Annotated in this window: 26 protein-coding genes; 13 read left to right on the top strand and 13 right to left on the bottom strand. The window is 40.6% G+C overall.

The features are described from left to right. The first annotated feature begins 142 nt into the window (after window positions 1-142). Together DPV97_RS08400 and DPV97_RS08395 are read left to right on the top strand one after the other, a co-directional pair. Window positions 143-1,174 carry an extracellular solute-binding protein gene (locus DPV97_RS08400; RefSeq protein WP_410002433.1) on the top strand — a complete coding sequence of 344 codons (1,032 nt, stop codon included), beginning with the start codon at window positions 143-145 and terminating at the stop codon, window positions 1,172-1,174. 63 nt (window positions 1,175-1,237) lie between these two features. Next, a complete protein-coding gene (locus DPV97_RS08395) occupies window positions 1,238-1,651 on the top strand; it encodes a PACE efflux transporter (RefSeq protein ID WP_070712611.1) in 414 nt (137 codons plus the stop codon). 106 nt (window positions 1,652-1,757) lie between these two features. On the opposite strand, the gene purB is transcribed toward DPV97_RS08395, so the two are convergent. Together purB and hflD are read right to left on the bottom strand one after the other, a co-directional pair. Beyond that, the gene (gene purB, locus DPV97_RS08390) at window positions 1,758-3,125 is read right to left on the bottom strand and encodes an adenylosuccinate lyase (protein ID WP_070712609.1); all 1,368 of its coding nucleotides are present in this window, start codon (window positions 3,123-3,125) and stop codon (window positions 1,758-1,760) included. Window positions 3,126-3,141: 16 nt separating this feature from the next. After that, window positions 3,142-3,765 carry a high frequency lysogenization protein HflD gene (gene hflD / locus DPV97_RS08385; protein ID WP_070712639.1) on the bottom strand — a complete coding sequence of 208 codons (624 nt, stop codon included), beginning with the start codon at window positions 3,763-3,765 and terminating at the stop codon, window positions 3,142-3,144. A gap of 140 nt (window positions 3,766-3,905) precedes the next feature. On the opposite strand from hflD, the gene trpS reads away from it, so the two are divergent. The 5 genes from trpS to deoD all read left to right on the top strand — a co-directional run bounded on the left by trpS (window position 3,906) and on the right by deoD (window position 8,278). Continuing rightward, entirely contained in the window at window positions 3,906-4,910 is a 1,005-nt protein-coding gene (trpS, locus tag DPV97_RS08380) for a tryptophan--tRNA ligase (protein WP_070712607.1), read from the top strand. 55 nt (window positions 4,911-4,965) lie between these two features. Then, window positions 4,966-5,256, top strand: coding sequence for a YfcZ/YiiS family protein (locus DPV97_RS08375; RefSeq protein WP_070712605.1), 291 nt, complete (start codon window positions 4,966-4,968; stop codon window positions 5,254-5,256). Window positions 5,257-5,288: 32 nt separating this feature from the next. Further along, window positions 5,289-6,077, top strand: coding sequence for a 4Fe-4S cluster-binding domain-containing protein (locus tag DPV97_RS08370; RefSeq protein ID WP_070712604.1), 789 nt, complete (start codon window positions 5,289-5,291; stop codon window positions 6,075-6,077). Window positions 6,078-6,182: 105 nt separating this feature from the next. Then, window positions 6,183-7,433 carry a NupC/NupG family nucleoside CNT transporter gene (locus DPV97_RS08365; RefSeq protein WP_070712602.1) on the top strand — a complete coding sequence of 417 codons (1,251 nt, stop codon included), beginning with the start codon at window positions 6,183-6,185 and terminating at the stop codon, window positions 7,431-7,433. A gap of 128 nt (window positions 7,434-7,561) precedes the next feature. Beyond that, window positions 7,562-8,278: a purine-nucleoside phosphorylase gene (gene deoD / locus DPV97_RS08360; protein WP_070712600.1), complete on the top strand. Its 717-nt coding sequence runs from the start codon at window positions 7,562-7,564 to the stop codon at window positions 8,276-8,278. A gap of 71 nt (window positions 8,279-8,349) precedes the next feature. Here the strand turns inward: deoD and greB are convergent, their stop codons facing one another. Next, window positions 8,350-8,826, bottom strand: coding sequence for a transcription elongation factor GreB (gene greB / locus DPV97_RS08355; RefSeq protein ID WP_070712598.1), 477 nt, complete (start codon window positions 8,824-8,826; stop codon window positions 8,350-8,352). Between the two features lie 106 nt (window positions 8,827-8,932). On the opposite strand from greB, the gene DPV97_RS08350 reads away from it, so the two are divergent. Together DPV97_RS08350 and DPV97_RS08345 are read left to right on the top strand one after the other, a co-directional pair. After that, a complete protein-coding gene (locus DPV97_RS08350) occupies window positions 8,933-11,245 on the top strand; it encodes a Tex family protein (RefSeq protein WP_070712597.1) in 2,313 nt (770 codons plus the stop codon). A gap of 102 nt (window positions 11,246-11,347) precedes the next feature. Beyond that, window positions 11,348-11,731, top strand: a complete 384-nt coding sequence (locus DPV97_RS08345) for a hypothetical protein (RefSeq protein WP_070712595.1) — start codon at window positions 11,348-11,350, stop codon at window positions 11,729-11,731. Between the two features lie 70 nt (window positions 11,732-11,801). Here the strand turns inward: DPV97_RS08345 and glpK are convergent, their stop codons facing one another. Next, window positions 11,802-13,313: a glycerol kinase GlpK gene (gene glpK / locus DPV97_RS08340; protein ID WP_070712593.1), complete on the bottom strand. Its 1,512-nt coding sequence runs from the start codon at window positions 13,311-13,313 to the stop codon at window positions 11,802-11,804. Between the two features lie 372 nt (window positions 13,314-13,685). Here glpK and DPV97_RS08335 point away from each other — a divergent pair, with 372 nt between their 5' ends. Further along, complete coding sequence (locus tag DPV97_RS08335; RefSeq protein ID WP_049362441.1) at window positions 13,686-14,429, top strand: MIP/aquaporin family protein; 744 nt, start codon at window positions 13,686-13,688, stop codon at window positions 14,427-14,429. A 69-nt stretch (window positions 14,430-14,498) separates the two neighbouring features. Here DPV97_RS08335 and DPV97_RS08330 read toward each other — a convergent pair whose 3' ends face one another. From DPV97_RS08330 to cysZ, 5 genes are all read right to left on the bottom strand, one after another. Beyond that, the gene (locus DPV97_RS08330; protein ID WP_070712592.1) at window positions 14,499-15,269 is read right to left on the bottom strand and encodes an amino acid ABC transporter ATP-binding protein; all 771 of its coding nucleotides are present in this window, start codon (window positions 15,267-15,269) and stop codon (window positions 14,499-14,501) included. Between the two features lie 9 nt (window positions 15,270-15,278). Next, window positions 15,279-15,995, bottom strand: a complete 717-nt coding sequence (locus DPV97_RS08325) for an amino acid ABC transporter permease (protein ID WP_070712590.1) — start codon at window positions 15,993-15,995, stop codon at window positions 15,279-15,281. Then, window positions 15,979-16,752, bottom strand: a complete 774-nt coding sequence (locus DPV97_RS08320; protein ID WP_049362446.1) for an amino acid ABC transporter substrate-binding protein — start codon at window positions 16,750-16,752, stop codon at window positions 15,979-15,981. The genes DPV97_RS08325 and DPV97_RS08320 overlap by 17 nt, the downstream gene beginning before the upstream one ends. Window positions 16,753-16,935: 183 nt before the next feature. Then, entirely contained in the window at window positions 16,936-17,886 is a 951-nt protein-coding gene (cysK, locus tag DPV97_RS08315; RefSeq protein WP_005694743.1) for a cysteine synthase A, read from the bottom strand. Between the two features lie 100 nt (window positions 17,887-17,986). Further along, on the bottom strand, window positions 17,987-18,832 hold the full coding sequence (gene cysZ / locus DPV97_RS08310; protein ID WP_070712588.1) for a sulfate transporter CysZ: 846 nt from the start codon (window positions 18,830-18,832) through the stop codon (window positions 17,987-17,989). 170 nt (window positions 18,833-19,002) lie between these two features. On the opposite strand from cysZ, the gene zipA reads away from it, so the two are divergent. Continuing rightward, window positions 19,003-20,037 carry a cell division protein ZipA gene (gene zipA / locus DPV97_RS08305; RefSeq protein WP_070712586.1) on the top strand — a complete coding sequence of 345 codons (1,035 nt, stop codon included), beginning with the start codon at window positions 19,003-19,005 and terminating at the stop codon, window positions 20,035-20,037. A gap of 82 nt (window positions 20,038-20,119) precedes the next feature. Continuing rightward, complete coding sequence (gene ligA / locus DPV97_RS08300; protein ID WP_161796026.1) at window positions 20,120-22,129, top strand: NAD-dependent DNA ligase LigA; 2,010 nt, start codon at window positions 20,120-20,122, stop codon at window positions 22,127-22,129. An 82-nt stretch (window positions 22,130-22,211) separates the two neighbouring features. Here ligA and DPV97_RS08295 read toward each other — a convergent pair whose 3' ends face one another. Genes DPV97_RS08295 through tsaD form a run of 4 tightly spaced genes read right to left on the bottom strand, consistent with a single transcriptional unit; the run spans window position 22,212 to window position 25,324 of the window. Next, window positions 22,212-23,432, bottom strand: coding sequence for an aromatic amino acid transport family protein (locus DPV97_RS08295; RefSeq protein WP_005697453.1), 1,221 nt, complete (start codon window positions 23,430-23,432; stop codon window positions 22,212-22,214). Window positions 23,433-23,468: 36 nt separating this feature from the next. Continuing rightward, window positions 23,469-24,050, bottom strand: a complete 582-nt coding sequence (locus DPV97_RS08290; protein ID WP_049381905.1) for a thymidine kinase — start codon at window positions 24,048-24,050, stop codon at window positions 23,469-23,471. Further along, a complete protein-coding gene (locus DPV97_RS08285; RefSeq protein ID WP_049357145.1) occupies window positions 24,050-24,286 on the bottom strand; it encodes a hypothetical protein in 237 nt (78 codons plus the stop codon). The genes DPV97_RS08290 and DPV97_RS08285 overlap by 1 nt, the downstream gene beginning before the upstream one ends. Window positions 24,287-24,295: 9 nt before the next feature. After that, complete coding sequence (tsaD, locus tag DPV97_RS08280; RefSeq protein ID WP_049381906.1) at window positions 24,296-25,324, bottom strand: tRNA (adenosine(37)-N6)-threonylcarbamoyltransferase complex transferase subunit TsaD; 1,029 nt, start codon at window positions 25,322-25,324, stop codon at window positions 24,296-24,298. Window positions 25,325-25,542: 218 nt separating this feature from the next. Between tsaD and rpsU the strand changes: the two genes are divergently transcribed. Next, window positions 25,543-25,758 carry a 30S ribosomal protein S21 gene (gene rpsU, locus DPV97_RS08275; protein WP_005694732.1) on the top strand — a complete coding sequence of 72 codons (216 nt, stop codon included), beginning with the start codon at window positions 25,543-25,545 and terminating at the stop codon, window positions 25,756-25,758. The last annotated feature ends 111 nt before the right edge of the window (window positions 25,759-25,869 follow it).

Genomic DNA, 25,869 nt, shown 5'->3' with positions numbered 1-25,869 from the left:
TTACCCTGATGGGAAAATATGTCAAACCTTTTGCAAAAAAGGTGCTATACTCCCCTAAGTTTATACAAGTAAACGATTACTTAAGGTTTATTTTGATTGTCCTGAGGAGGTCAATAAATTGAAAAAAAATGCTGTTCAATACATCAAATCACTTTGTCTTTCTGCTGTTGCATTTGCTGCAACTTCTGCTGCACTTGCTGCTGAAAAACTGTATGTTTACAACTGGACTGACTATGTGCCATCAAATTTGGTTGCAGAATTTACCAAAGAAACCGGCATTGAAGTGATTTATTCTACGTTTGAAAGTAATGAAGAAATGTATGCTAAATTGAAACTGACCTCTAGTACGGGCAGTGGTTATGATTTAGTTTTCCCATCAAGCTATTACGTCAATAAAATGGCGAAAGAAAATATGTTACAAGAGCTTGATCACAGCAAATTAAGTAATTTTAAACAAATTCCGGCAAACTTATTAAACAAGGAATTTGACCCAAATAACAAATATTCTCTGCCTTACGTTTATGGCTTAACTGGTATCGGCGTGAATGCGGATGATATCGACCCAAGCAAAATCACGAGCTGGGCTGATTTATGGAATCCAGAATTTAAAGGCAAGGTATTATTAACCAGTGATGCGCGTGAAGTATTCCATATTGCATTGATATTAGATGGAAAATCACCAAACACCACGAATGAAGAAGAGATTAAAGTGGCTTATGAGCGCTTAGTGAAATTGTTACCAAATGTGGTGACCTTTAACTCCGATTCGCCAGAAGTACCATTTGTACAAGGTGAGGCATCTATTGGGATGTTATGGAATGGTTCGGCTTATTTAGCCCATAAAGAAAATCCAAGTATCCAATTTGTGTATCCAAAAGAAGGCGCGATTTTCTGGATGGATAACTACGCGATTCCCAAAGATGCGAAAAATACAGAGGGCGCTTATAAATTTATCGACTTCTTACTTCGTCCTGAAAATGCGAAATTAGTCGTTGAGAAAATGGGCTTCTCTATGCCAAATGAAGGCGTGAAATCATTACTTTCACCTGAAATGGCGAATAATCCAACCTTATTCCCATCTGCTGAGAACATTGAAAAAGGCATTATGCAAGGCGATGTGGGTGAAGCAGTGGATATTTACGAAAAATATTGGAATAAATTAAAAACGAATTAATGATATTTTGATGAAAAGTGCGGTTAGTTTTGACCGCACTTTTGCATTGTAAAGGATGACAAAATGAGCTTTCTTGAGCGACTTTTTCACGCGACTTTGTTTGAAGCCACTGTTGTGTTGCTTTCCGTTTTCGCCTTGTATTTCTTTACGGAAGAAAGTGTTTCTGTTCTCTTTGGTTCCATGGTGCTGGTTTCCTTAACCGCGATGCTATGGAATATGATCTTTAATTATTTCCTCGATAAAATTTTTACTGGTCCGCGAGAAAAGCGAGGTGTCCTTTTCCGTACGCTCCACGCAATTTCATTTGAAGCAGGTTTGCTTATTTTTACTATCCCGATCATTTCCTACTTTTTAAAAGTGGATTGGGTCACAGCTTTTATGATGGATTTCAGCTTAACGGTGATGATCACCATTTATACCTTTATTTTTAATTGGGTGTATGATCACGCTAGATTACTATTTATTAAACGTGAATAATGAAATAGGAAATAGAAGAAATAAAAAAGTACGGTCAAAATCTCTGGTGTTTTTGATTTGACCGCACTTTAATTTTTAAGGGCGTGATAAAACGCCTTTTTGTTTCTTAAAGTTTTTCCACTAACTCAACGGCTGCACCGATGTAGGTGGCAGGTGTGAGTTGTTGTAAACGCTCTTTTTCATCTGCAGGGATATCTAGTTTCTCGATGAATTCACGCATTGCTTTTTCATCAACACGTTTACCGCGGGTGAGTTCTTTTAATTTTTCGTATGGTTTTTCAATACCATAGCGACGCATCACCGTTTGAATTGGCTCAGCTAAAACTTCCCAGTTTTGGTTGAGTTCATCACGTAGATGTTGTTCGTTCACTTCTAATTTGCTGATACCTTTACGGGTTGAAGCATACGCAATTAAACAATAACCTAAGCCCACACCTAAGTTACGTAATACAGTGGAGTCGGTTAAGTCACGCTGCCAGCGAGAAATTGGTAATTTTTGACCAAGGTGAGTCATCACGGCATTGGCTAACCCTAAGTTACCTTCTGAGTTTTCGAAGTCAATTGGATTCACTTTATGCGGCATGGTAGATGAACCAATTTCACCCGCAATAGTGCGCTGTTTAAAGTGATTTAACGCAATGTAACCCCATAAGTCACGATCGAAGTCGATGATGATGGTATTAAAACGTACCACGGCATCAAAGTATTCAGCTATGTAATCGTGAGGTTCAATTTGTGTGGTGTATGGGTTCCAATCTAAACCTAATGAGGTGACAAATTCTTCACTGAATTTGTGCCAGTTGATATTTGGATAGGCGGATAAATGCGCATTGTAGTTACCCACGGCACCGTTGATTTTACCCAAGATTTCATTTTGTTGGAGTTGTTTGAATTGGCGTTTTAAACGGTAAACCACGTTTGCCATTTCTTTACCTACAGTACTAGGAGAGGCGGGTTGGCCGTGTGTACGAGAAAGTAATGGGATAGTTTTATATTCGTTCGCTAAATGGGTGATTTCATCAATCAGTTTTTGCCATTCAGGTAAGATTACTTCTTCACGTGCTGTTTTTAACATTAAGGCATGAGAAAGGTTGTTAATATCTTCCGAGGTACAAGCAAAGTGAATAAATTCAGAGACTTTGGCTAATTCTGGTAAGGCTTCACTTTTTTCTTTTAAGAAATACTCAACCGCTTTTACATCATGATTCGTGGTGCGTTCAATTTCTTTAATACGTTCAGCATCTTGAAGACTGAACTCTTCCACAATTTTATTAAGGTAATCGTTTGCTTCTTTAGACAAAGAAGAAACTTCTTGGATTTCAGCGGTCGCCGCCAATTTTTGTAACCAACGTACTTCCACGGTGACACGGAATTTGAGCAAGCCAAATTCACTAAAAATACCACGCAATGCAGTGGCTTTATCTTGATAACGACCGTCAATCGGGGAAAGAGCGGTTAATGCGGAAAGTTGCATAAGAGTTCTCCAAGGATTAATTTAAAGTTAAGTAGAGTTGTCGTGCCGCTTGCACTAATTTTTTACGATGAAATAACAGTTGCCATTTGCTGCCGCCGACTTGACGCCACAAAACGGCGGAACGAATGCCAGCTAGCAAACACGCACGAATTTTGTCTTGTACATTTTGTTGCTGTAAATGATATGCCGAACCAATAATATGAATGCGTTTGCCTAAAGGACTAATTGTATCGACATAAATATTTGCCATGATTGAAAACATCTCATCATCAAATTGATTGTTGTGATAAGCAAGTTGCTCAGGTAAACGAGCAATACGGCGACCAAGTTCTTGTTTGATTTCAGGTTGCTTGTTTAATTTGCTCTCTAACGCTAACAAGCTGCCCCAATAATTTAATAAATTTTTGTCATTTAATTGGGTGAGTTGCTCGATAAGTGTGTTTAATCCCACTTTAAGATGTTGAACACCACCGCCAAATACGGCTAATGTATCTTCAGGTTGAGTGATGAGAAGAGAATGAATGGTAGTTTGGAATGCATCTTGATCATCAACTTCGCCTTTTTGTGCTAATTGACTGATTAATAAGACAGATTGACAAACACCGGCAAGTGCCAGAGCCATATCATTATAATTTTTCATTGGGACTATAGATTGTAAGCTGAAGAAATTTTGGGCGTAATATAGCATTTTTACACATTGTTTTGAACTCAATCATTAAAAAACGCCCTATCTTTTGTTATCATAGCGCCAATTCAGTTTACAGAATGAAAGGATAACCAATGACAAAACCAATTGTATTCAGCGGCGTGCAGCCTTCCGGCGAATTAACTATCGGAAATTATTTAGGTGCACTTCGCAACTGGGTGAAAATGCAAGAAGATTATGAGTGTATTTTCTGCGTGGTGGATTTACACGCCATCACTGTACGGCAAGATCCTGCAGCACTTCGCAAAGCCACCCTTGATGTACTCGCCCTTTACTTGGCTTGTGGCATTGACCCGAATAAAAGTACGATCTTCGTGCAATCTCATGTACCAGAACATACTCAACTAAGCTGGGTGTTAAACTGCTACACCTATTTTGGTGAAATGAGCCGTATGACGCAATTTAAAGATAAATCAGCACGTTATGCCGAAAATATTAACGTGGGTTTATTTGACTATCCAGTTTTAATGGCAGCAGATATCTTACTTTATCAAGCGAAAAGTGTGCCGGTAGGGGATGACCAAAAACAACATTTAGAAATCACTCGTGATATTGCGGCTCGTTTTAATGCCATTTACGGTGATATTTTTACGATCCCTGAAATCTTCTTAGGCAAAGCGGGTGCGCGTATTATGTCTCTGCAAGATCCTGACAAAAAAATGTCAAAATCAGATGATAACCGTAATAACGTGGTGACCTTGCTTGAAGATCCAAAATCGGTGGCGAAAAAAATCAAACGTGCGGTAACAGACTCTGATGAACCACCTGTTGTACGTTATGATGTGCAAAATAAAGCGGGTGTATCTAACTTATTGGATATTCTTTCTGCAGTAACTGATAAATCTGTAGCAGAACTTGAGAAAGAATTTGAAGGCAAAATGTACGGGCACTTAAAAACAGCGGTGGCTGACGAAGTGTCAAACTTGCTTGCTGGTTTACAAGAACGTTTCTATCAATATCGTAATGATGAAGCACTTTTAGACGAGATTTTACGACAAGGTGCGGAAAAAGCCCGTACAAGAGCGAAAGAAACCCTTGATAAAGTATACGAAGCCGTCGGTTTTGTTGCAGCAAAATAATTTTAAACTTAATAAGCCGTGTTCTGTCACGGCTTTTTTAGATAAGGAGAAAAAGATGGCCATTCAAACTGAAAAACCAATCGAATGCGTAGGTTGTAATACTTTCGATATGAAATCATTGTTTGATAACAGCGATTGTAGTTTACCTATCGAGCAGTTTTACGCGACTCGTCAAGATGCAGAAGGCGCATTGGAATATTTCATGTTAAAAGCACGTGATATCGAAAGTGAACCTTGTCAAATTCAGTCTGAAATTCAACAGGTTGAAGATGGATACTTGCTTAAAGCGGTTTTCACATTTTGCTGCCAAGCGGAATTAGTGATTTTCCAAATGAAACTTTCGTAAGTAATGACTTACTCTAGAAAACAGCGTTTTTTGTGACCGCACTTTCTGATATTTATGTTCCCCTGCATCGTATTATTCCTTTTTCTAATGTAGAAGGGCAGGGGAATCGCACCAGTATTTTCTTACAAGGCTGTAAGTTAAACTGCCTTTATTGCCATAATCCAGAAACCATTCCCCGTTATGCAGAGGGGACTCATCAAGTCAGTCTACAGTATTTGTATGAGCAAGTGATGGATGCAGTACCTTTCATTCGTGGTGTGACGGTTTCAGGCGGGGAACCCACCATTCACCATAAAAAGCTCGTACCATTGTTTCAAAAACTACGTGAGGAAGGGCTAACTTGCTATTTAGATAGCAGTGGTTTCTTTGAGTTTGAAGCAATTCGACCTTTAATTGATGTGACAGACAAATTTCTCTTTGACCTGAAAGGAGAAGGGCTTGGCTTACAAAGTTTGTGCTTTGATAGACAAAATCGCCAAGGCATTGTCCCTCAAAACATCATTCCTACTCATCAACATATCAAGCAAGAAAATTTAGATCGCAATTTGAAGAACTTGGCGCAATTATTGCCATTAAATAAAGTGGAAGAAGTGCGGTTAGTTTATGTGGCGAATTTTTTTGATGCAGAAAAGTTGGTGGAAAAAGTCGCTTCCTTATTGAAAAATTATCCGGATGTTTTGTTCAAAATTATCCGAATGCACACAAAAGGTGCGCGAGACGCCGAAGGGCTAACACCTTATGTCCCAACCGTTGAGCAAACGCAAGCGCTTGAAAACTACGCGAAATTTTGTGGTCTGACCAAAATCATGACCATTTTATAAGCAAACATATCGAAAGTATCAAAAATATTCCGACTTTTTACTGAAAAACAAGTAGAATAGGGCAATTTTATTCACTTACTTATCTAACCAACCTAGGGGAAAAAAATGGGTATTTTAGGTAGCGTTTTAGGCATTGTCGTATTACTGATCATTGCCGTATTATTTTCAAATAATCGTAAGGCGATTAATTTACGTACTGTATTAGGGGCTTTGGCGATCCAAATCGGATTTGCGGCCCTTATTTTGTATGTGCCGTTTGGTCGAGATGCATTACAAGCGACAGCAAATGGTGTATCAAATGTTATTGCCTATGGTAATGAAGGGATTAACTTCGTCTTTGGTGGCTTAGCGGATCCTTCAAAAAATGCCGGCTTTATCTTTGCGGTGAAAGTGTTACCAATCATCGTCTTTTTCTCTGGTTTAATTTCTGTGCTTTACTACTTAGGCATTATGCAAGTTGTCATCAAAGTGATTGGTGGTGCATTGCAAGCCGCATTGGGTACATCTAAAGCAGAATCAATGTCTGCAGCAGCGAATATTTTCGTTGGCCAAACTGAAGCACCTTTAGTGGTTCGTCCTTACATTAAAAACATGACCCAATCTGAATTGTTCGCTATTATGGCAGGTGGTACAGCTTCTATCGCGGGTTCAGTGATGGCGGGTTATGCAGGAATGGGCGTGCCGTTGACTTACTTAATCGCAGCATCTTTCATGGCTGCACCAGCAGGTTTATTATTTGCGAAAATTTTATTCCCACAAACTGAACAATTTAACGATAAACAACCTGAAACGGATGATAGCGAAAAACCGACTAACGTGCTTGAAGCAATGGCAGGCGGTGCGAGTGCCGGTATGCAATTAGCGTTAAACGTAGGTGCGATGTTAATCGCTTTCGTGGGGTTAATCGCTTTAATTAATGGTATCTTAGGTGGCGTAGGCGGTTGGTTCGGTTACGGTGATTTAACGTTACAATCAATCTTTGGTTGGATCTTCAAACCATTAGCCTACTTAATCGGTGTATCTTGGGATGAATCTGCAATTGCGGGTCAAATGATTGGTATGAAATTAGCCGTGAACGAATTCGTAGGTTACTTAGAGTTCGCGAAATATTTACAACCAGATACAGCGGTAGTATTAAGTGAAAAAACCAAAGCCATCATTACTTTCGCATTATGTGGTTTCGCTAACTTCAGCTCTATCGCAATCTTAATCGGTGGTATCGGTGGTATGGCACCAAATCGTCGTGGTGATGTGGCTCGCTTAGGTTTAAAAGCAGTTGTTGCAGGTACATTAGCTAACTTAATGAGTGCAACTATCGCAGGTTTATTCATCGAGTTAAGCGGCGTAGCAATGTAATTAAAATGTGGTGAAATTTGACCGCACTTTATCTCTCAACACCACGAATTGTTCGTGGTGTTGTACTTTAAAGCAGGCGAAAACGTTTGCTTAAATGATTTTTTATTTATCAACAAGAGGAAAAAACAATGACTCCACATATTAACGCTCCTGAAGGCGCATTTGCAGATGTTGTATTAATGCCAGGCGATCCGCTTCGTGCAAAATATATTGCTGAAACATTCTTAGAAGATGCGAAAGAAGTGACTAACGTTCGCAATATGTTGGGTTATACCGGTACTTATAAAGGTCGTCGTATCTCTGTTATGGGTCACGGTATGGGTATCCCATCTTGCTCAATTTATGCGAAAGAATTAATTACTGAATATGGTGTGAAGAAAATCATCCGTGTTGGTTCTTGTGGCGCTGTACGTATGGATGTTAAAGTACGCGATGTCATCATCGGCCTTGGTGCATGTACCGATTCAAAAGTAAACCGTATTCGTTTCAAAGATAACGATTTTGCTGCAATTGCTGATTTTGATATGGCACAAGCTGCGGTTCAAGCAGCAAAAGAAAAAGGTAAACAAGTTCGCGTAGGGAATCTCTTCTCTGCAGACTTATTCTACACGCCAGATTTCGACATGTTTGATGTGATGGAAAAATACGGCATCTTAGGCGTAGAAATGGAAGCAGCTGGTATCTATGGTGTAGCAGCAGAATATGGTGCAAAAGCACTTTGTATTTGTACCGTTTCAGACCATATTCGTACACACGAGCAAACCACTGCAGAAGAACGTCAATTAACCTTCAATGATATGATTGAGATTGCGTTAGCGTCTGTATTAATTGGTGATAACGGATAATCTGTCTGATTGATAGAATAAAAAGAGCGATCAATTTTGACCGCTCTTTTGTTTTTTCTACTTCGCTTTCGCTATTTCTCATACCAAATTCGGTTCACATAGAGCACGACTTTGCCAGAGGGAGTCTCAACATGAATTTCATCATCAACACCTTTCCCGATTAGGGCACGTGCGACAGGAGAATCAATGGAGATCCAGTTTTTAGCGGGAGCGAATTCATCGCAGCCGACAAGGCGATATTGCTTCACTTCGCCTTCTTCATCTTCTAGCTCAACCCAGGCACCGAAAAATACTTTGCCTTCTTGTTTCGGATGGTAATCCACGATTTGTAACACTTCTAAGCGTTTGGAAAGAAAACGCACACGGCGATCAATTTCACGTAAGCGACGTTTGCCGTAAATATATTCTGCGTTTTCACTGCGGTCACCAAGCGCGGCGGCATCTGAAACCGCTTGGGTAACTTTGGGGCGTTCTTCTTTCCACAAAAACTTAAGTTCTTGGTCAAGCGCAAGCCAGCCTTGACGGGTAATGTAATTTGATTTTGCCATAATAAAAATAAAAGAAATTTTTTTGAATTATATTTGAGCCTGTTGTCTAAAACCAGTATTCTATTCCCGTTTTTATTGAATCCTTTAATAACAAAGAAGTATGACAATGTTAAATCAACAAATTAGCCAAATTATTGCGGCAGAATTAACCGTTCAACCCCAACAAATCCTCGCCGCCATTCAATTATTAGATGATGGCAACACCATTCCATTTATCGCCCGTTATCGTAAGGAAGCCACAGGTGGCTTAGATGACACCCAACTTCGTCATTTTGAAACCCGTTTAATTTATTTACGTGAATTAGAAGAACGTCGTCAAACCATTTTGAAATCTATTGAAGATCAAGGGAAATTGACCGATAAATTACGTGACAAAATCTATGCGACACAAAGCAAAACTGAATTAGAAGATTTGTATTTGCCGTACAAACCTAAACGCCGTACGAAAGGGCAAATTGCGATTGAAGCCGGTCTTGAGCCATTAGCTGATTTACTTTGGAACGAACCGGAAAATGATCCTGAAACGGCAGCAGCGGAATTTGTGAATGTTGATAAAGGCGTAACAGACACCAAAGTAGCACTTGATGGTGCACGCTATATTTTAATGGAGCGTTTTGCTGAAGATGCGGGTTTATTAGCGAAAGTCCGTGATTATTTAGCGAAAAATGCCGTTATCGTATCCAAAGTGATCGAAGGCAATGAAACGGAAGGCGCAAAATTCCAAGATTATTTCGACCATCAAGAATTATTGAAAAATGTGCCTTCTCACCGTGCATTAGCCATGTTCCGTGGACGTAATGAGGGCATTTTACAATTAAGCTTAAATGCTGATCCTGATGCAGAAGAGGGAAGTCGCCAAAGCTATTGTGAAGAGATTATTCGTGATTATTTAGATGTACGTTTCACGGGTCAGCCTGCGGATAAATGGCGTGAGCAAGTGATTGCGTGGACATGGAAAATCAAAGTTTCGTTGCATTTAGAAACGGAATTAATGGCAAGTTTACGTGAAAAAGCGGAAGAGGAAGCTATTGATGTTTTCGCTCGAAATCTGACCGCACTTTTAATGGCGGCACCCGCTGGCGCGAAGAGCACAATGGGCTTGGACCCAGGCTTACGTACGGGGGTTAAAGTCGCGGTGGTAGATAACACAGGTAAATTATTAGATACCACCACCATTTATCCACACACGGGGCGTGAAGCTGAAGCGCAAGTGGCGATTTTCAGCTTAATCCGCAAACATAACGTAGAGTTAATTGCTATTGGTAATGGTACCGCTTCTCGTGAAACCGAACGCTTTGCGAAAGAAGTGATTAAAGAAATTAAAGAAAATAAACCACAAACCGTTGTGGTGAGTGAAGCGGGCGCATCGGTTTATTCCGCCTCTGAATTTGCGGCAAATGAATTCCCTAATTTAGATGTATCTTTACGTGGTGCGGTATCTATCGCCCGTCGTTTACAAGATCCATTGGCGGAGTTAGTGAAAATTGAACCGAAAGCCATTGGTGTCGGGCAATATCAACATGATGTAAACCAAACCCAACTTGCGCGTAAACTTGATGCAGTGGTGGAAGACTGTGTAAACGCGGTAGGTGTGGATTTGAATACGGCATCCGCGCCATTACTTGCTCGCGTGGCAGGGATGACGAAAACCTTAGCGCAAAACATTGTGGAATACCGTGATGAAAATGGTCGTTTTGAAAGCCGTAGTGAATTGAAAAAAGTGCCGCGTTTAGGGCCAAAAGCCTTTGAGCAATGTGCGGGCTTTATGCGTATTGCAGGCGGGAAAAATCCACTTGATGCTTCAGGTGTCCACCCAGAAGCGTATCCTGTGGTCGAAAAAATCTTGCAAGCCACCGCGCAATCTATCCAAGATTTAATGGGCAATGCGGGTGTGGTACGTCAGCTTGATGTAAAACAATTCATTGATGAGCAATTTGGTTTACCGACCGTCCAAGATATTTTCAAAGAATTGGAAAAACCGGGGCGCGATCCGCGTGGTGAATTTAAAACTGCGGTATTCGCAGAAGGCGTGGAAGAAATCACCGATTTAAAACCGGGTATGATTTTAGAAGGTACCGTCACCAATGTGACTAACTTCGGCGCATTTGTGGATATTGGTGTTCACCAAGATGGTTTAGTACATATTTCATCATTAAGCGATAAATTCGTAGAAGATCCACATCAAGTGGTGAAAACTGGCGATATCGTGAAAGTGAAAGTATTGGAAGTGGATGTGCCGCGTAAACGTATTGCGTTGACGATGCGATTAGATGAAAGTGCGGTCAAAAATGACGGCAAATCTGACCGCACTTTAAGTGCAAAACCAAGAAGTAATGCACCTCGCCAAGATCGCAATCTAAGAGGAAATAGTGCGATGGGTAATGCCTTTGCCGATGCGTTGAAAAATTGGAAAAAATAATTTCGTCATTTAGATGAACATTGTGGCCAAATAGGCGTACAATAAAGGGGATCTGGTCAATCATTCAATCCCCTTTTTTATTTCAACGAAAGGAATATTCTTATGGAAAAAGGTATTCTTGGGCCGCATGAAGGCAAGGAGCTGGAATTAATGTTAAGGGGCGAAAAGCAAGTGGCATTATTCAATCAGGAGCTTGGTATTCCTGACGCCTTTCTCCCTTATCTTGAGCAAGGAATGCTTCATTCAAAAACAGTGCAACGTCATGTTAATGATGTTTGCTTAACTGATTTTATTGTCTATTTACCCCAATCTCTTGCACTCGCTGAACAAATGGAGGTGCTACTTCCTGCAAGCACTGTGAATGGTTTCGATCCAAAAGTGGAACGTGAAATCGGCCGAATTCTTGGCTACCGAGAAAAAGATATCGACTATTACATTCAGCATTTTCAAGATAATTTAGAGAAGTATCGGCAGCAGTATAGTTAATAGATAAAATATAAAGTGCGGTCAAAAACACAAGCGATTTTGACCGCACTTTATTATTGATCAGGAAGGATTATTCCGTGTCTTCTTTTGCCCATTCTAATGAGCGTTTAACTGCTTTTTTCCAGCCTTTATAACGACGTTCACGTTTTTCTTCATCATTATCTGGTGTGAAGGTACGTTCTACACGTGCTTTGTCGTGAAGTTCGTCTAAATCTTTCCAGAAACCAACCGCAAGACCAGCAAGGTAAGCTGCACCAAGTGCAGTTACTTCTTTCACGACTGGACGTTCTACGTTCACATCTAAAATATCCGCTTGGAATTGCATTAAGAAGTTGTTGTTGGTTGCGCCGCCATCAACACGTAAATATTGTAAGCGTTGACCTGAGTCAGATTGCATTGCTTCTAATACGTCACGGGTTTGGTAAGCGATAGATTCAAGGGTTGCGCGTACAATATGGTTACGGTTAGAACCACGAGAAAGGCCGAAAATTGCACCGCGTGCATACGGATCCCAATATGGTGCACCTAAACCAGTGAAGGCTGGAACAACATATACCCCGTTGCTATCAGGGACTTTTTGTGCGAAGTATTCGGAGTCATGGCTGTCATGAACGATTTTGAGTTCATCACGTAGCCATTGGATTGAAGCACCTGCAATAAATACAGAACCTTCAAGTGCGTATTCAGGTTCGCCTTTAGCGTTACAGGCGATGGTGGTTAATAGGCCATTTTTAGAGGTAATGGCTTTATCACCGGTGTGTAGCAACATAAAACAGCCTGTACCATAGGTATTTTTCGCTTGGCCTGCGCGTGTGCATAGATGGCCGTAAAGTGCTGCTTGTTGGTCACCCGCAATACCTGCAACAGGAATACGTACGCCTCCTTTACCCCCGATGTTGGTTTGGCCATATACTTCGGACGAATTACGTACTTCAGGTAGCATAGAGCGTGGAATATTTAATAATTTCAACATTTTGTCATCCCATTTTTTCGTATGGATGTTAAATAACATGGTACGGGATGCGTTGGTGTAATCCGTTACGTGCACACGGCCTTGGGTTAATTTCCACACAAGCCAGGTATCGACGGTACCAAATAGAAGCTCACCGCGTTCCGCTTTTTCGCGCGCGCCTTCGACATTGTCCAAAATCCATTTTACTTTGGTACCTGAGAAATATGGGTCCACCACTAAACCTGTGGTGTTGCGGATATATTCTTCGTGACCATCCGCTTTAAGTTTGTCTGTAATATCTGCAGTACGACGACATTGCCACACAATCGCGTTATAAACCGGTGTGCCGGTTGCTTTTTCCCACACAATGGTGGTTTCACGTTGGTTAGTAATACCAATTGCCGCAATTTCGTCTGAGGTAATGCCTGCTTTTGCAACCACTTCGTTTAATGTTGAACTTTGTGTTGCCCAAATTTCCATTGGATTATGTTCCACCCAGCCTGCGTGTGGATAAATTTGTGTAAATTCACGTTGGGCGATTTCGACAACATTCGCATTATGATCTAATAATACTGCACGAGAGCTTGTGGTACCTTGGTCCAAAGCGATGATGTATTTTTTGTCTGTCATGGTTCTATTCCTTAGAGTGTTTGGCACTCTCATTAAATGAATGAAGAAATTTTGAGCTTAAACGAACAAATTGCGAACCTAACTTAATTGAATTCGAATTTAATTGGAACAAGCAATGTTGGGTTTTGTGATAGGTATCACAGATTTTTTTCTGAAAATATGTGGATGATTGCGTTAACGCACAAAATAATGTGATCGCTCTCTCATTTTTAGAAAATAGATCGGTTTCATCTATTGAATTAATTGGCTAAAGCTAGATAATGAAGCCACTCACTTTGAGTATCTCAATATTTGATCAAACAACGAACCAAATTGCAAAGCAAGATTTCTTCAATGAAATCATTAAGTTAATCATTATTTGGAGATTCTCTTATGAATGCCTATTTTGCAGAATTTTTTGGCACAGCACTCTTAATCCTGTTAGGTAACGGTGTGGTAGCCAACGTATGTTTAAATAAAACGAAAGGGCAAAGTTCTGGTTGGATTGTGATTACTACCGCATGGGCATTTGCGGTGTATGTGGCGGTTGTTGTGACTGGTCCTTACAGCGGGGCACACTTAAATCCAGCGGTAACACTTGGTGTGGCAATGAAGGGTGCATTTGCTTGGGAGCTGGTTCCTGGCTACATCGCGGCACAAGTTGTGGGGGGCATGGTAGGTGCGTTGTTGGTTTACATTATGTATAAAGATCATTTTGCAGCGACCGAAGAAGAGGGCTTAAAACGCGCTTGTTTCTGTACTGAACCAGCAATTCGTAACTATCCAATCAACTTAGTGAACGAAATTGTTGGTACCTTCGTACTCGTCTTCGTAATTTTCTACCTTGCAGGTGCAAATATTACGTTACCAGGCACAGCAGAAAGCACGCCAATTGGTTTAGGTTCTATCGGGGCATTACCAGTAGCGATTTTAGTTTGGGCAATTGGTTTAAGCTTAGGTGGAACAACCGGCTATGCGATTAACCCAGCTCGAGATCTTGGTCCACGTTTAACCTTAGGTCTTTTCCTTGGTGGCACATTAAAAGCCAAATCAGACTGGGGATACAGTTGGGTTCCGGTTGTAGGTCCATTTATCGGGGCGGCTTTAGCAGCGGTATTCTATAACGCCATTATGTAATTTATTCAAATAGAAAGAGCGGTCAAAATTCATGATGTTTTTTGACCGCTCTTTTTATATTTAGGGGGACTAAATACAATAATCTTCGAATTCCATTGGCATTTTAGCTTGCAATAAGAATTGTTTGGTGCGCTCTTGCTGTGGATGACTGAAGAATTTAGTCGCGGTATTTTGTTCAACTACCTGACCATTTTCCATGAGAATCACGCGATCTGCCACGTCTTTGGCAAAATTCAATTCATGTGTGACGATAATCATTGTCCAGCCTTCTTGTGCGAGCATTTTGAGTGCCTGTAACACTTCACCAACGAGTTCCGGGTCAAGAGCAGAAGTAGGCTCATCTAACAAGATAATATCGGGTTTAACCGCTAAAGCTCGAGCAATTCCTATACGTTGCTGTTGACCACCAGAAAGTTGAGAGGGATATAAATCCGCTTTCGCTTTTAAACCAACTTTTTCCAATAATGCCAAGGCTTTTTCACGTGCACTCTCTTTGGGTTGTTTTTGCACAACCACCATCCCTTCCATCACATTTTCAAGTGCTGTGCGGTGGGGAAATAGATTGTATTGTTGGAACACCATTGAGGAACGACGACGTAATTTTAGTTCATCGGATTTGCTGATCTTCTTGCTGAAATCAATGGTTAAGCTTCCATCGGTAAATGCTAATACTCCTTTTTCTGGGCGTTCGAGCAAATTTAAACAGCGTAAAAAGGTCGTTTTACCTGAACCTGATGGGCCCAGAATGGCAACCACTTCACCTTTATTAATTTCAAAATCAATGCCTTTTAATACATGGTGGCCATTAAAACTTTTCTGAATATTCGTGACTTTTAACATAACCAGTCCTTATAAATGGCGAGAAAGGCGTTTTTCTAAGCGGGTTTGCCCTATCGACAGCACAAAACAGAATACCCAATAAATGAGAGCCGCTTCACTATAAATTAAAATAAATTCGTAGTTTTCGGCTGTGATGTTTTGTGCTACACGGAATAATTCTGCAATCCAAACGAGTGAAGCAAGGGATGTATCTTTCACTGTGCTAATGAAAGTGTTTGATAGCGAAGGGACTGAAATACGTAAAGCTTGCGGCATAATAGTACGCAAGAAAGCTTGTGTGTAATTCATGCCTATCGCATAAGAGGCTTCCCATTGACCTTTAGGAATCGCAAGAATGGAGGCCCTTACCGTTTCTGCCGCATAAGCACCAATGTTAATGGAGAACGCAATAATTGCGGTTGGAAAAGGTTCTAGCTTGATACCAACTTCAGGTAAACCGTAGAAGATAATGAAGATCTGCACCAACATTGGCGTACCACGAATAATTGAAATATAAGTGCGACAAATGCCCTGCAGTATTTTGGTCATTAAATTGGGATGTGGCAATGTGCAAATCACAGCCACGATAACCGCAATGAATAAACCGCAAAAGAAGGAAATAACCGCAAGGGGGATCGTATATAAAATTGCCCCTTCCATCATAGGCCAAAACGAGCTGATTACATAATCAGCTCGTTCTGTGGTCATAAATGGAAGGCTGGCTAACCAATTATTGAGTAATGTCATCGCCAAACCATTTGATTGAAATTTGTTTTAACGTTCCGTCTTTGCGTAGTTCTTCAAGTGCTTGGTTTACTTTTGCAATAAGAGGTTCTTCACCTTTCAAGAAAGCAAAACCGGTCGGGATTTTTTTATCACTTTCTACAGCAATTTTTAAGCCTGAGTTAGGTTGTTTTTTGAAGTAATCTAATACTGCAAGCTTATCGTTTACTGTTGCATCAACACGACCTTGTTTTACCGCCTCAAGGTTTTGTGCCAAGCTATCAACGGTTACGATAATTGCACCATTATCACGTGCGTCTTTGCTCCAGTTACTGGTTGCAGATTGTGCAGATTTTTTACCTTTTAAATCAGGGAATGATTTAATGCTATCGTTATCAGCTTTAGTCACGATTACACCAGCAGAGTAGTTATAAGGTGCACTGTAATCATATTTTTTTAAACGTTCTGGGCTTGGATTGGTTTGGTTCGCAATAACATCAAAACGTTTTGCATTCAAACCTGCATACATACCGTCCCAAGCGGTTTCTTTGAATTCGACTTTCCAACCTAATTTTTGTGCGACTTTTTCGATAATTTCCACATCAAAACCGGTTAATTTGCCATCTTTGTCATGGAAAGTGAATGGGGCATAAGTTCCCTCAGTACCGACTAATAAAGTTTTAGTTTGTTCAACGCGATCAGCAATTTCACCTGCGTTGGCAAAAGTAGAAAGGGCTAATCCTGCCGCTAAAAGTGCGGTGCTAAAAAATGATTTTTTCATAAGTATTCCTTTTGTAGATAAATAACGAAAGTGAAATGAATTATAAGAAGCGAAAAAGAAAAGAAAAGTATTATTTATTTATGAATTATTTCCTTTAGTTATATCAAATAAAATTTGTTTAATTAATAAACAAAAAAAGGTCTGTAAAAACAGACCTCAGATTAAATGAATTCAATCAATAGATTAAGCTTCAATACCTTCAAATAACGCCGTACTTAAATAACGTTCTGATGCAGAAGGTAAGATCGCAACAATTAATTTATCTTGGAATTCTGGTAGTTTTGCCAAGCGGTCAGCCGCTGCCACTGCAGCACCTGAAGAAATACCCGCAAGAATACCTTCTTCAGCCATTAAGCGACGAGCGGTAGCAATTGCCGTATCGCTATCTACAGTTTCCACGCGATCAATTAATGATAAATCTAAGTTTTTTGGAATGAAGCCCGCACCGATACCTTGAATTTTGTGTGGACCCGGTTTCACTTCTTGACCTGCAAGGGTTTGGCTAATAACAGGTGATTCTGTTGGTTCAACCGCCACAGAGGTAATTTTTTTACCGTGATCTAATTTGATCGCACGAGAAATACCGGTAATTGTACCACCAGTACCCACGCCGGCAACTACGACATCAACTTTACCTTCAGTATCTTTCCAGATTTCTTCACCGGTAGTTTGACGGTGAATGTCTGGGTTAGCCGGATTTTCAAATTGTTTTAGCATCACATAATGATTTGGGTTAGATGCCACGATTTCTTCAGCTTTGGCAATCGCACCTTTCATCCCCTTTGAGCCTTCAGTGAGCACAAGATTTACCCCTAAACCACGTAATAAACGTTTACGTTCAAGACTCATGGTTTCAGGCATGGTTAAGGTGATTTTGTAACCGCGCGCAGCAGCTACATAAGCCAAAGCAATACCAGTGTTACCGCTGGTTGCATCTACAATTTCTTTACCCGCTGTTAAAATGCCGTCTTTTTCTGCTTGCCAAATCATATTGGCACCAATACGGCATTTCACGCTGAAGCTTGGGTTACGGCCTTCAATTTTTACAACAACGTTACCATTGTGTCCGAAATGTTTTAAACGAACTAATGGAGTATTACCGATTGAGTATGAGTTATCTGCATAAATTGTCATTTTACTGTCCTTTTATATTTTGGAATGAGTTGATGCAGTAGTTATAACACCGGTTTTTATATAAAAAAAATAGTTAATAGCTATATTTTATAACTAAATGCTATTTATTCACGATGCTGTTTCCCGAAGGCTTAATTTCCGTACTCGTAGAACGAGTCACAATTTGTGTTGAACCTGAAGTGCGGTCAAAATTCATATCAAATTTTAATTGTGAGCGATAATTTTCTACCCACATCACGGTTGCACCGCAGACTGCCACAGGAATAATCAGTAAATTCACAATTGGCAATGCCGTACAAAGGGTAATTAATGCTCCAAATGTCAGGCTTTGAGAACGTCTTTCGCCTAACGCATTTTTCATAATGCCAAAAGAAATTTTATGGTTATCAAACGGGTAGTCACAGTACTGAATCGCCATCATCCAACAGGTAAATAGGAATGTTAGTACTGGAATAATGGTTTGTCCAATAACTGGGATAAAACTCAATAAGAATAAGCCCACAAATTTTGGTAAGCTGTACCACAATTTTTGCCATTCACGATTTAGCATACGTGGCACATCTTTCATAATTTCGGCAAAACCATCATCATTAACTGCTTCACCAGTCAGCATTTTTTCGACTTTTTCTGCCAATAATCCATTAAACGGCGCGGCTATAAAGCCTGAAAGGGTCGTAAAGGCAAAATAGAAAAATAAGAGAATTGAGCCAATAGACAGCACAAGCAAAATCACACTTAAAAAGCTTAGCCAATCTGGAATAAAGCTCATCACCCAATCAATCATCGTGGAGATTTGTGAGACAAATAGCCAGAATAAGCCTGTAAGCAGAACGATGTTAAGTAAAATTGGCATAATCACAAAACGGCGTAGGCCTTTTTGCGTAATGAAATGCCAACTCATCACGAAATGATTGAAAGCAGATTTTATTTCATTTTGATCGATCATCATTGTTCCTTTAAATTGAAAAGTAAAAAATACAAAATGTCACAGAAAGACAATATTTTTTGAGAAAAATTCCATCTCATCCCTTTTAATATCTTGTTTGCTTTTCTATTTTTTCACCTGTCGAAATGTGATAGGATCAGCAGAAATCATTGCGTTAAGGAGCAACAAGCATGGACTTAAATACCATTTTGATCATTTTAGGGGTGATTGCTTTAATTGCCTTAGTAGTACACGGATTATGGTCAAATCGTCGTGAGAAATCAAAATATTTTAAAAGTGCAAATACATTTAACCGCACTTCTAAAAGTGGTGAGGTCAATCCTTTTTCGCAAGCCGATGATCCTAATGCGGATATTCGTTTAACACATCGTGCTCAAGCGGCACAGCCTGTACAACAAAATGTTCAACCTAAAGTGACACCTCAGGCTGCAAGCCAACAACAATTTAATTTTGATGAGCAACATGCTCAAGTTGATGCGCGTCAAATAGAAAAAAGCGTGGATGATATTAAAATCTCTCTACCAAATCAGCCAGTTTATGAGATGAATACGGCGCAACCTGCTCCTGCGCCACAGCCTGAACCTGTGGTTTATCCTGAAACGAATGTACAACCGAAACTACGTGTGGCAGAAATGACAATCGAAGAATTAGAAGCACAAAGCAATGATTTTGACGGTGTGAATTCTTCTTCGCCTGAATTGCGTGAGCAGTTAGCCGAGATGTCATTAAATCCAACTCAAGAACCTGCTCATGAGAACGTGCATTTTAACTATCACGAACCGGTAGAAGTGGAAAAACCAAAACAAACCACGGGTTTTGTTCAACTTTATGTGATTTCGAATCAAAATCGTGAATTTTATGGTCCACAATTATCTCAATCGTTAGAAAACTTGGGATTCATTTTTGGCGAGCGTCAAATGTATCACCGCCACTTTGATTTAAGTGTGGCAAGCCCTGTGTTATTTAGTGTGGCAAACATTGAACAACCAGGTACATTTGATTATTACAATATGGCTGAGTTTTCAACTATGGGCGTGGTGCTCTTTATGCAGTTGCCATCACCAGGTAATAATTTGGCTAACTTACGTATGATGATTCGCGCAGCAAAAACCATCGCGGAAGATTTAGGTGGTGTGGTATTGACTGATCAGCAAGAAATTTTTGATGATATGGCTGAGAAAGATTACTTATCTCGCATCGCATAAAACGCACGAAAAACTAACCGCACTTTGGGCGAGCCGATGGTTCGCCCATTTTAATTCAATGAGTAAACCGTTAGAGAACATTATGAGCCTTCAGCAACAAATTGATACATTACGTCAGGATCTTCGTCGTTATGAATATGAATATCACGTGTTGGATAACCCAAGCATTCCTGATGCGGAATATGACCGTTTATTTCATCAACTTAAAGCCTTAGAGGCTGAACATCCTGAACTCATTATAGCAGATTCCCCTACTCAACGTGTGGGCGCCAAACCGCTTTCTGGTTTTGCACAAATTCGTCATGAAATTCCAATGCTGTCTTTGGATAATGCCTTTTCAGACGAGGAATTTTATGCATTCGTAAAACGTATTGAAGATCGTCTTATTCGTTTGCCTGAACCGCTCACTTTCTGTTGTGAACCTAAATTAGATGGTTTAGCGGTAAGTATTTTGTATGTAAATGGCGTACTGACTCAAGCTGCAACCCGTGGTGATGGGGCGACAGGGGAAGATATTACCGCGAATATCCGCACGATTCGAAATATTCCCTTGCAGCTTTTAATGGATAATCCGCCAGCACGTTTAGAAGTGCGTGGCGAAGTGTTTATGCCACATGAAGGCTTTGAGCGTTTAAATCAACAGGCTTTAGAAAAAGGCGAGAAAACCTTTGCTAATCCACGTAATGCAGCCGCAGGTTCGTTGCGCCAGCTTGATCCAAAAATTACGAGTAAGCGTCCATTGGTATTGAATGCTTATGGTATTGGTATTGCTGAAGGGGTTGATTTGCCGAATACGCATTATGATCGTTTGCAATGGTTGAAGTCTATTGGGATTCCGGTAAACCCAGAAATCCGTTTATGTAACGGCACAGATGAAGTGTTGGATTTTTATCGTGATATTCAAAATAAACGTAGTGCTCTTGGCTACGATATTGATGGTACTGTGCTGAAAATCAATGATATTGCGTTACAAGAGAAATTAGGTTTTATTTCCAAAGCGCCACGTTGGGCGATTGCTTATAAATTCCCTGCACAAGAAGAATTAACTCGCCTAAATGATGTGGAATTCCAAGTGGGCAGAACGGGTGCGATTACACCTGTTGCTAAATTAGAACCGGTATTTGTGGCTGGTGTCACGGTAAGTAATGCCACATTACATAACGGCGATGAAATTGAACGCTTGGATATTGCGATTGGCGATACGGTCGTGATTCGCCGTGCGGGGGATGTGATCCCACAAATTATCGGCGTATTACACGACCGTCGCCCAGCAGATGCGAGACCGATCATTTTCCCTAAAACTTGTCCTGTGTGTGATTCGGCCATTGTTCGTATTGAAGGCGAAGCCGTTGCACGTTGTACTGGAGGCTTATTCTGTGCAGCACAGCGTAAAGAAGCGCTTAAACATTTCGTTTCTCGTAAGGCAATGGATATTGATGGCGTAGGGGGTAAATTAATTGAGCAGTTGGTGGATCGTGAATTAATTCATACGCCAGCCGATTTATTCAAGTTAGATTTAACCACTCTGACTCGTTTGGAAAGAATGGGCGCAAAATCTGCTGAAAATGCCTTAGCCAGCCTTGAAAAAGCGAAAAATACGACGTTAGCACGTTTTATTTTTGCTTTAGGGATTCGTGAAGTGGGTGAAGCAACGGCATTGAATTTAGCCAATCATTTCAAAACCCTCGAAGCATTGCAAAATGCAGATTTAGAGGCTTTACAGCAAGTAGCTGATGTGGGCGAAGTAGTGGCAAATCGTATTTTGGCGTTTTGGCATGAAGCACATAATGTCGCGGTAGTGAATGAATTAATCGCTCAAGGCGTACATTGGGAAACCGTGGAAACCAAAGAGGTCACAGAAAACCGCTTTAAAGGCAAAACGGTTGTGTTAACCGGAACCTTAACTCAAATGGGACGTAATGAAGCTAAAGCCTTATTACAAGACATGGGGGCGAAAGTGAGTGGCTCGGTTTCAGCGAAAACAGATTTCGTGATTGCAGGAGATGCGGCGGGTTCTAAACTGACAAAAGCGCAAGAATTAGGCGTGGCTGTTTTAACGGAAGAAGAGTTCCTTGCGGAAATTCAGCCATAATTAAACGGTTAGAAAACAAAATGGGGCGTAAAAATTACGCCCCATTTTTTATCTCAAAAACACGCTCAAAATTGACCGCACTTTAACCCGCTACTGCAGGTAAATAACCTGCTTGAATTAAGAATGGTACGATCATAATGATTACGCCAATTACTAAGGCTATCACTAAGGTTACGTTTCCACCGATTACACGATAAGGCAGATTTGGATTCGCTTGACGTGTTTTCCATGCTAGTCCAATAGGTAAAATTAAGCAATAGAATGCACAGAGTAAACCCGCATAGCTTAATGCGGCAATAAAACCTTCAGGATAATACAAGGCGAATGCAAGTGGTGGAGTAAATGCTGCAACAGTCAGTGTTAAACGGTTGTGTGGCAATTTGTAACGTTTAAATAAATCGCCTAAACCTTCAAATACCCCTAGCATCACACCTAGGAAAGAAGTAATTAATGCAAGTGCAGAGAACACACGTACGATTTCACCCATAATGTGGGAGTTCGTGATTTTACGTGTTGCATTGACTAAGCCGTTAAGGGTTGGATCTGCTTGGAGCAATTGTACGAACTCATTTTGGCTTAATACACCGTGAGTCGCTAATTGCCATATAAAATAAGCGATCAGTGGAATGGCTGTACCAATTAAAATCGCTTTACGGAATTGAGTGACACTACCATCTAAATAGCTATTTACGCTACCCATGATGATGTGGAAGCCAAAAGAGGTAAAGAAAATTGGTGCCGCAGAGATCACGAAAGCATAATTTAAAGGTAAGGCCATCAGGTTATCGACAGATACTTTTGGTAACATCATGAACAACACAAAAGCAAAGGCAATTAATTTACCGATGAACAGAATACGGGTGGCACCATCAACGCCTCTTGTACCTACAACCACAAAGGCACCGAGTACGACGGTAAATAAAATGATTGAAAGTTCGGAGGAGAGACTTTCAAAGCCAAAAGCCGTTGGTAAACCAGATAATAATGAACCGCCTCCGGTGATGTAGGCCGCAGAAAGGGCGTAAAGTAAAATGAGCAAGCTAAAAGTCGCTAAGACACGTCCAGTGATACCAAAGTATTTTTCAGCGAGAGTCGCTACGCCATCATTCAGGCGATCAGCTGTTTGATAGACTTCAACAAAAAGTAAACCGCTATAAACTAACAGCGCCCATAAGCCGACTAATAATAAAACAGTGTAACCAAAACCAATTCCGGCAGAGGTTAATGGCATCGCGAGCATCCCCGCTCCGATGGTCGTGCCAGCAATGATTAAGGCACTGCCGAATGTTTTGTTTTTTAGCATAAAATTGTCCTCCGAGTATAAAATTGAAAAACGAGGTTAAAGCTGACCGCATTTTTCTTTGTAATGATAGCGGCAAACCGAAAGGTAAGAGTCGTTTCCACCAATTTGGATTTGTTCCCCTTCCTTAATGACTTCACCTTGTTCATTTAAACGTAAAACGAAATTGGCTTTGCGTCCACAATAACAGATTGTTTTTAATTCTTCTAGTTGATCTGCCCAAGCAAGTAAATACTTACTGCCTTCAAAAAGTTCAGCTTGGAAGTCGGTACGCAAGCCATAACAAAGCACAGGAATTTTCAGTTTATCTACGACATCACTTAATTGATACACTTGTTGTTTCGTTAAAAACTGGGCTTCGTCAACTAAAACACAATGAATTTTTTCTTCTTGTAAATGTTGGCTCACTTCGGCAAAAAGGTCACTCGTTGATGTAAATAAATTCGCATCTTCATGAATACCAATACGTGAAGTGATTTTGCCTGCTCCAAAGCGGTCATCAATGGCTGCCGTATAAACCATGGTGTTCATATTGCGTTCACGGTAGTTATAGGAAGACTGCAACAACGTGGTTGATTTGCCCGCATTCATCGTAGAGTAGTAAAAATAGAGTTTTGCCATTATTTAATCACCCATTTCCAGAAATAATAGGCAATAAATCCTGCAACAGGTGGACAGGCTGCTAGCATAAAGGTACCGTAAGTTGCGCCACCACCAACCATTTTTCCAGCAGCTGAAAGCGCGCTAACGATATCACCACTTGGTGTGGTAAAAATCCATGCGCCAATAATCGCGAGCACTAAAAAACAAGCGATACCGGCTGCACGCATAGCTCTCACTTTAATCATATTTTCCATATTTTTTCCTTAAATTGCAGGGAGTTCAGTCATTGCCCAACGAGGTTTAACATCAATGGCGAGATCGCTATGCTGACCTTGTTTTAAGCGTAAAAAGCCCGTATAGGCAATCATGGCACCATTATCGGTACAAAATTGAGGTTGAGGATAAAACACTTCACCACCAAGATTTTTCATCATAGTGCCAAGGGTTTCACGTAATTTTTTGTTCGCGCTTACGCCGCCAGCAATGACCAAACGCTTATAACCGGTTTCTTTTAAGGCGCGTTTACATTTAATTGCGAGGGTATCCACGACAGAATCTTGGAAGGCAAACGCAATATCAGCTTTGGTTTGTTCGGTTAATTCACCTTCTTGTTTGATCGCTTGATTAATGGTGTTAGCCGCTGAGGTTTTTAAACCTGAAAAGCTAAAATCAAGGCCTGGTCGATCTGTCATTGGACGTGGAAATACAAAACGATCCGGCGATCCTTTTTCGGCTAAACGTGAAAGTGCTGCACCGCCAGGGTAATCTAACCCTAATAATTTCGCAGTTTTATCAAAGGCTTCACCTGCCGCATCATCAATGGATTCACCAATAACTCCATATTTACCTACACCATCAACGCGCACTAATTGCGTATGTCCACCTGAAACTAAGAGGGCAATGAATGGAAAGTTAGGTCGATTTTCATCAAGCATTGGCGCAAGTAGGTGGCCTTCCATGTGGTGTACGCCAATAGCGGGCACATTCCAGGCATAAGCCAGTGAACGTGCGATCGTTGCACCCACTAATAATGCGCCCACTAAACCTGGGCCACTTGTATAGGCGATACCATCAATTTGATCAGCGGTTAAATTGGCTTCTTCTAATGCTGCTTTAATTAATGGTGCGGTTTTGCGAATGTGATCGCGGGAAGCCAGTTCTGGCACCACACCGCCGTAATCCGCATGCAAGGCTATTTGCGTGTAGAGCTGATTGGCAATTAAGCCTTTGTCTTCATCATAAATTGCGACACCTGTTTCATCACAGGAGGTTTCGATCCCTAAAATACGCATTTTCTTCTCATTTTATTAAAAAAATTGGCAAAGATTTTACCTTGTTTAGCCCACTTAAACTAGTTCAAACGCCAAATTTTCAGCAAATAGGCGATCTTTCCTTTGCTTTTGCAGGGAAGATCGATTAGAATTACGTCCTTTATTGAATTTGCCGTTCATTCGGCAGTAATAAAAATTTAAAATTGCAATTAAATTAAACTCATTGAGGTGATTGGCTTATGCCTGTAATTAAAGTACGTGAAAACGAATCATTTGACGTAGCTTTACGTCGTTTCAAACGCTCTTGCGAAAAAGCTGGTATTTTAGCAGAAGTTCGCGCTCGTGAATTCTATGAAAAACCAACTACAATCCGTAAACGTGAAAAAGCAACGCTTGCTAAACGTCACGCTAAACGTAATGCTCGCGAAAACGCGCGCAATACCCGTTTATACTAATTTGTAGTATTTTCTAACTCGAGTTAAGACAAACCGTGAAACCTTTTGGGTATCACGGTTTTGTTGCTTTAAACTCATCGAAAAAAATCATGCAAAATCAACCGCACTTTC

Source organism: Haemophilus parainfluenzae, from assembly GCF_003253005.1.
GTDB classification, from domain to species: Bacteria; Pseudomonadota; Gammaproteobacteria; order Enterobacterales; family Pasteurellaceae; genus Haemophilus_D; species Haemophilus_D parainfluenzae_M.
Note: the sequence above shows the minus strand (reverse complement) of the source record. Positions and strands in the feature narration are given on the sequence as shown.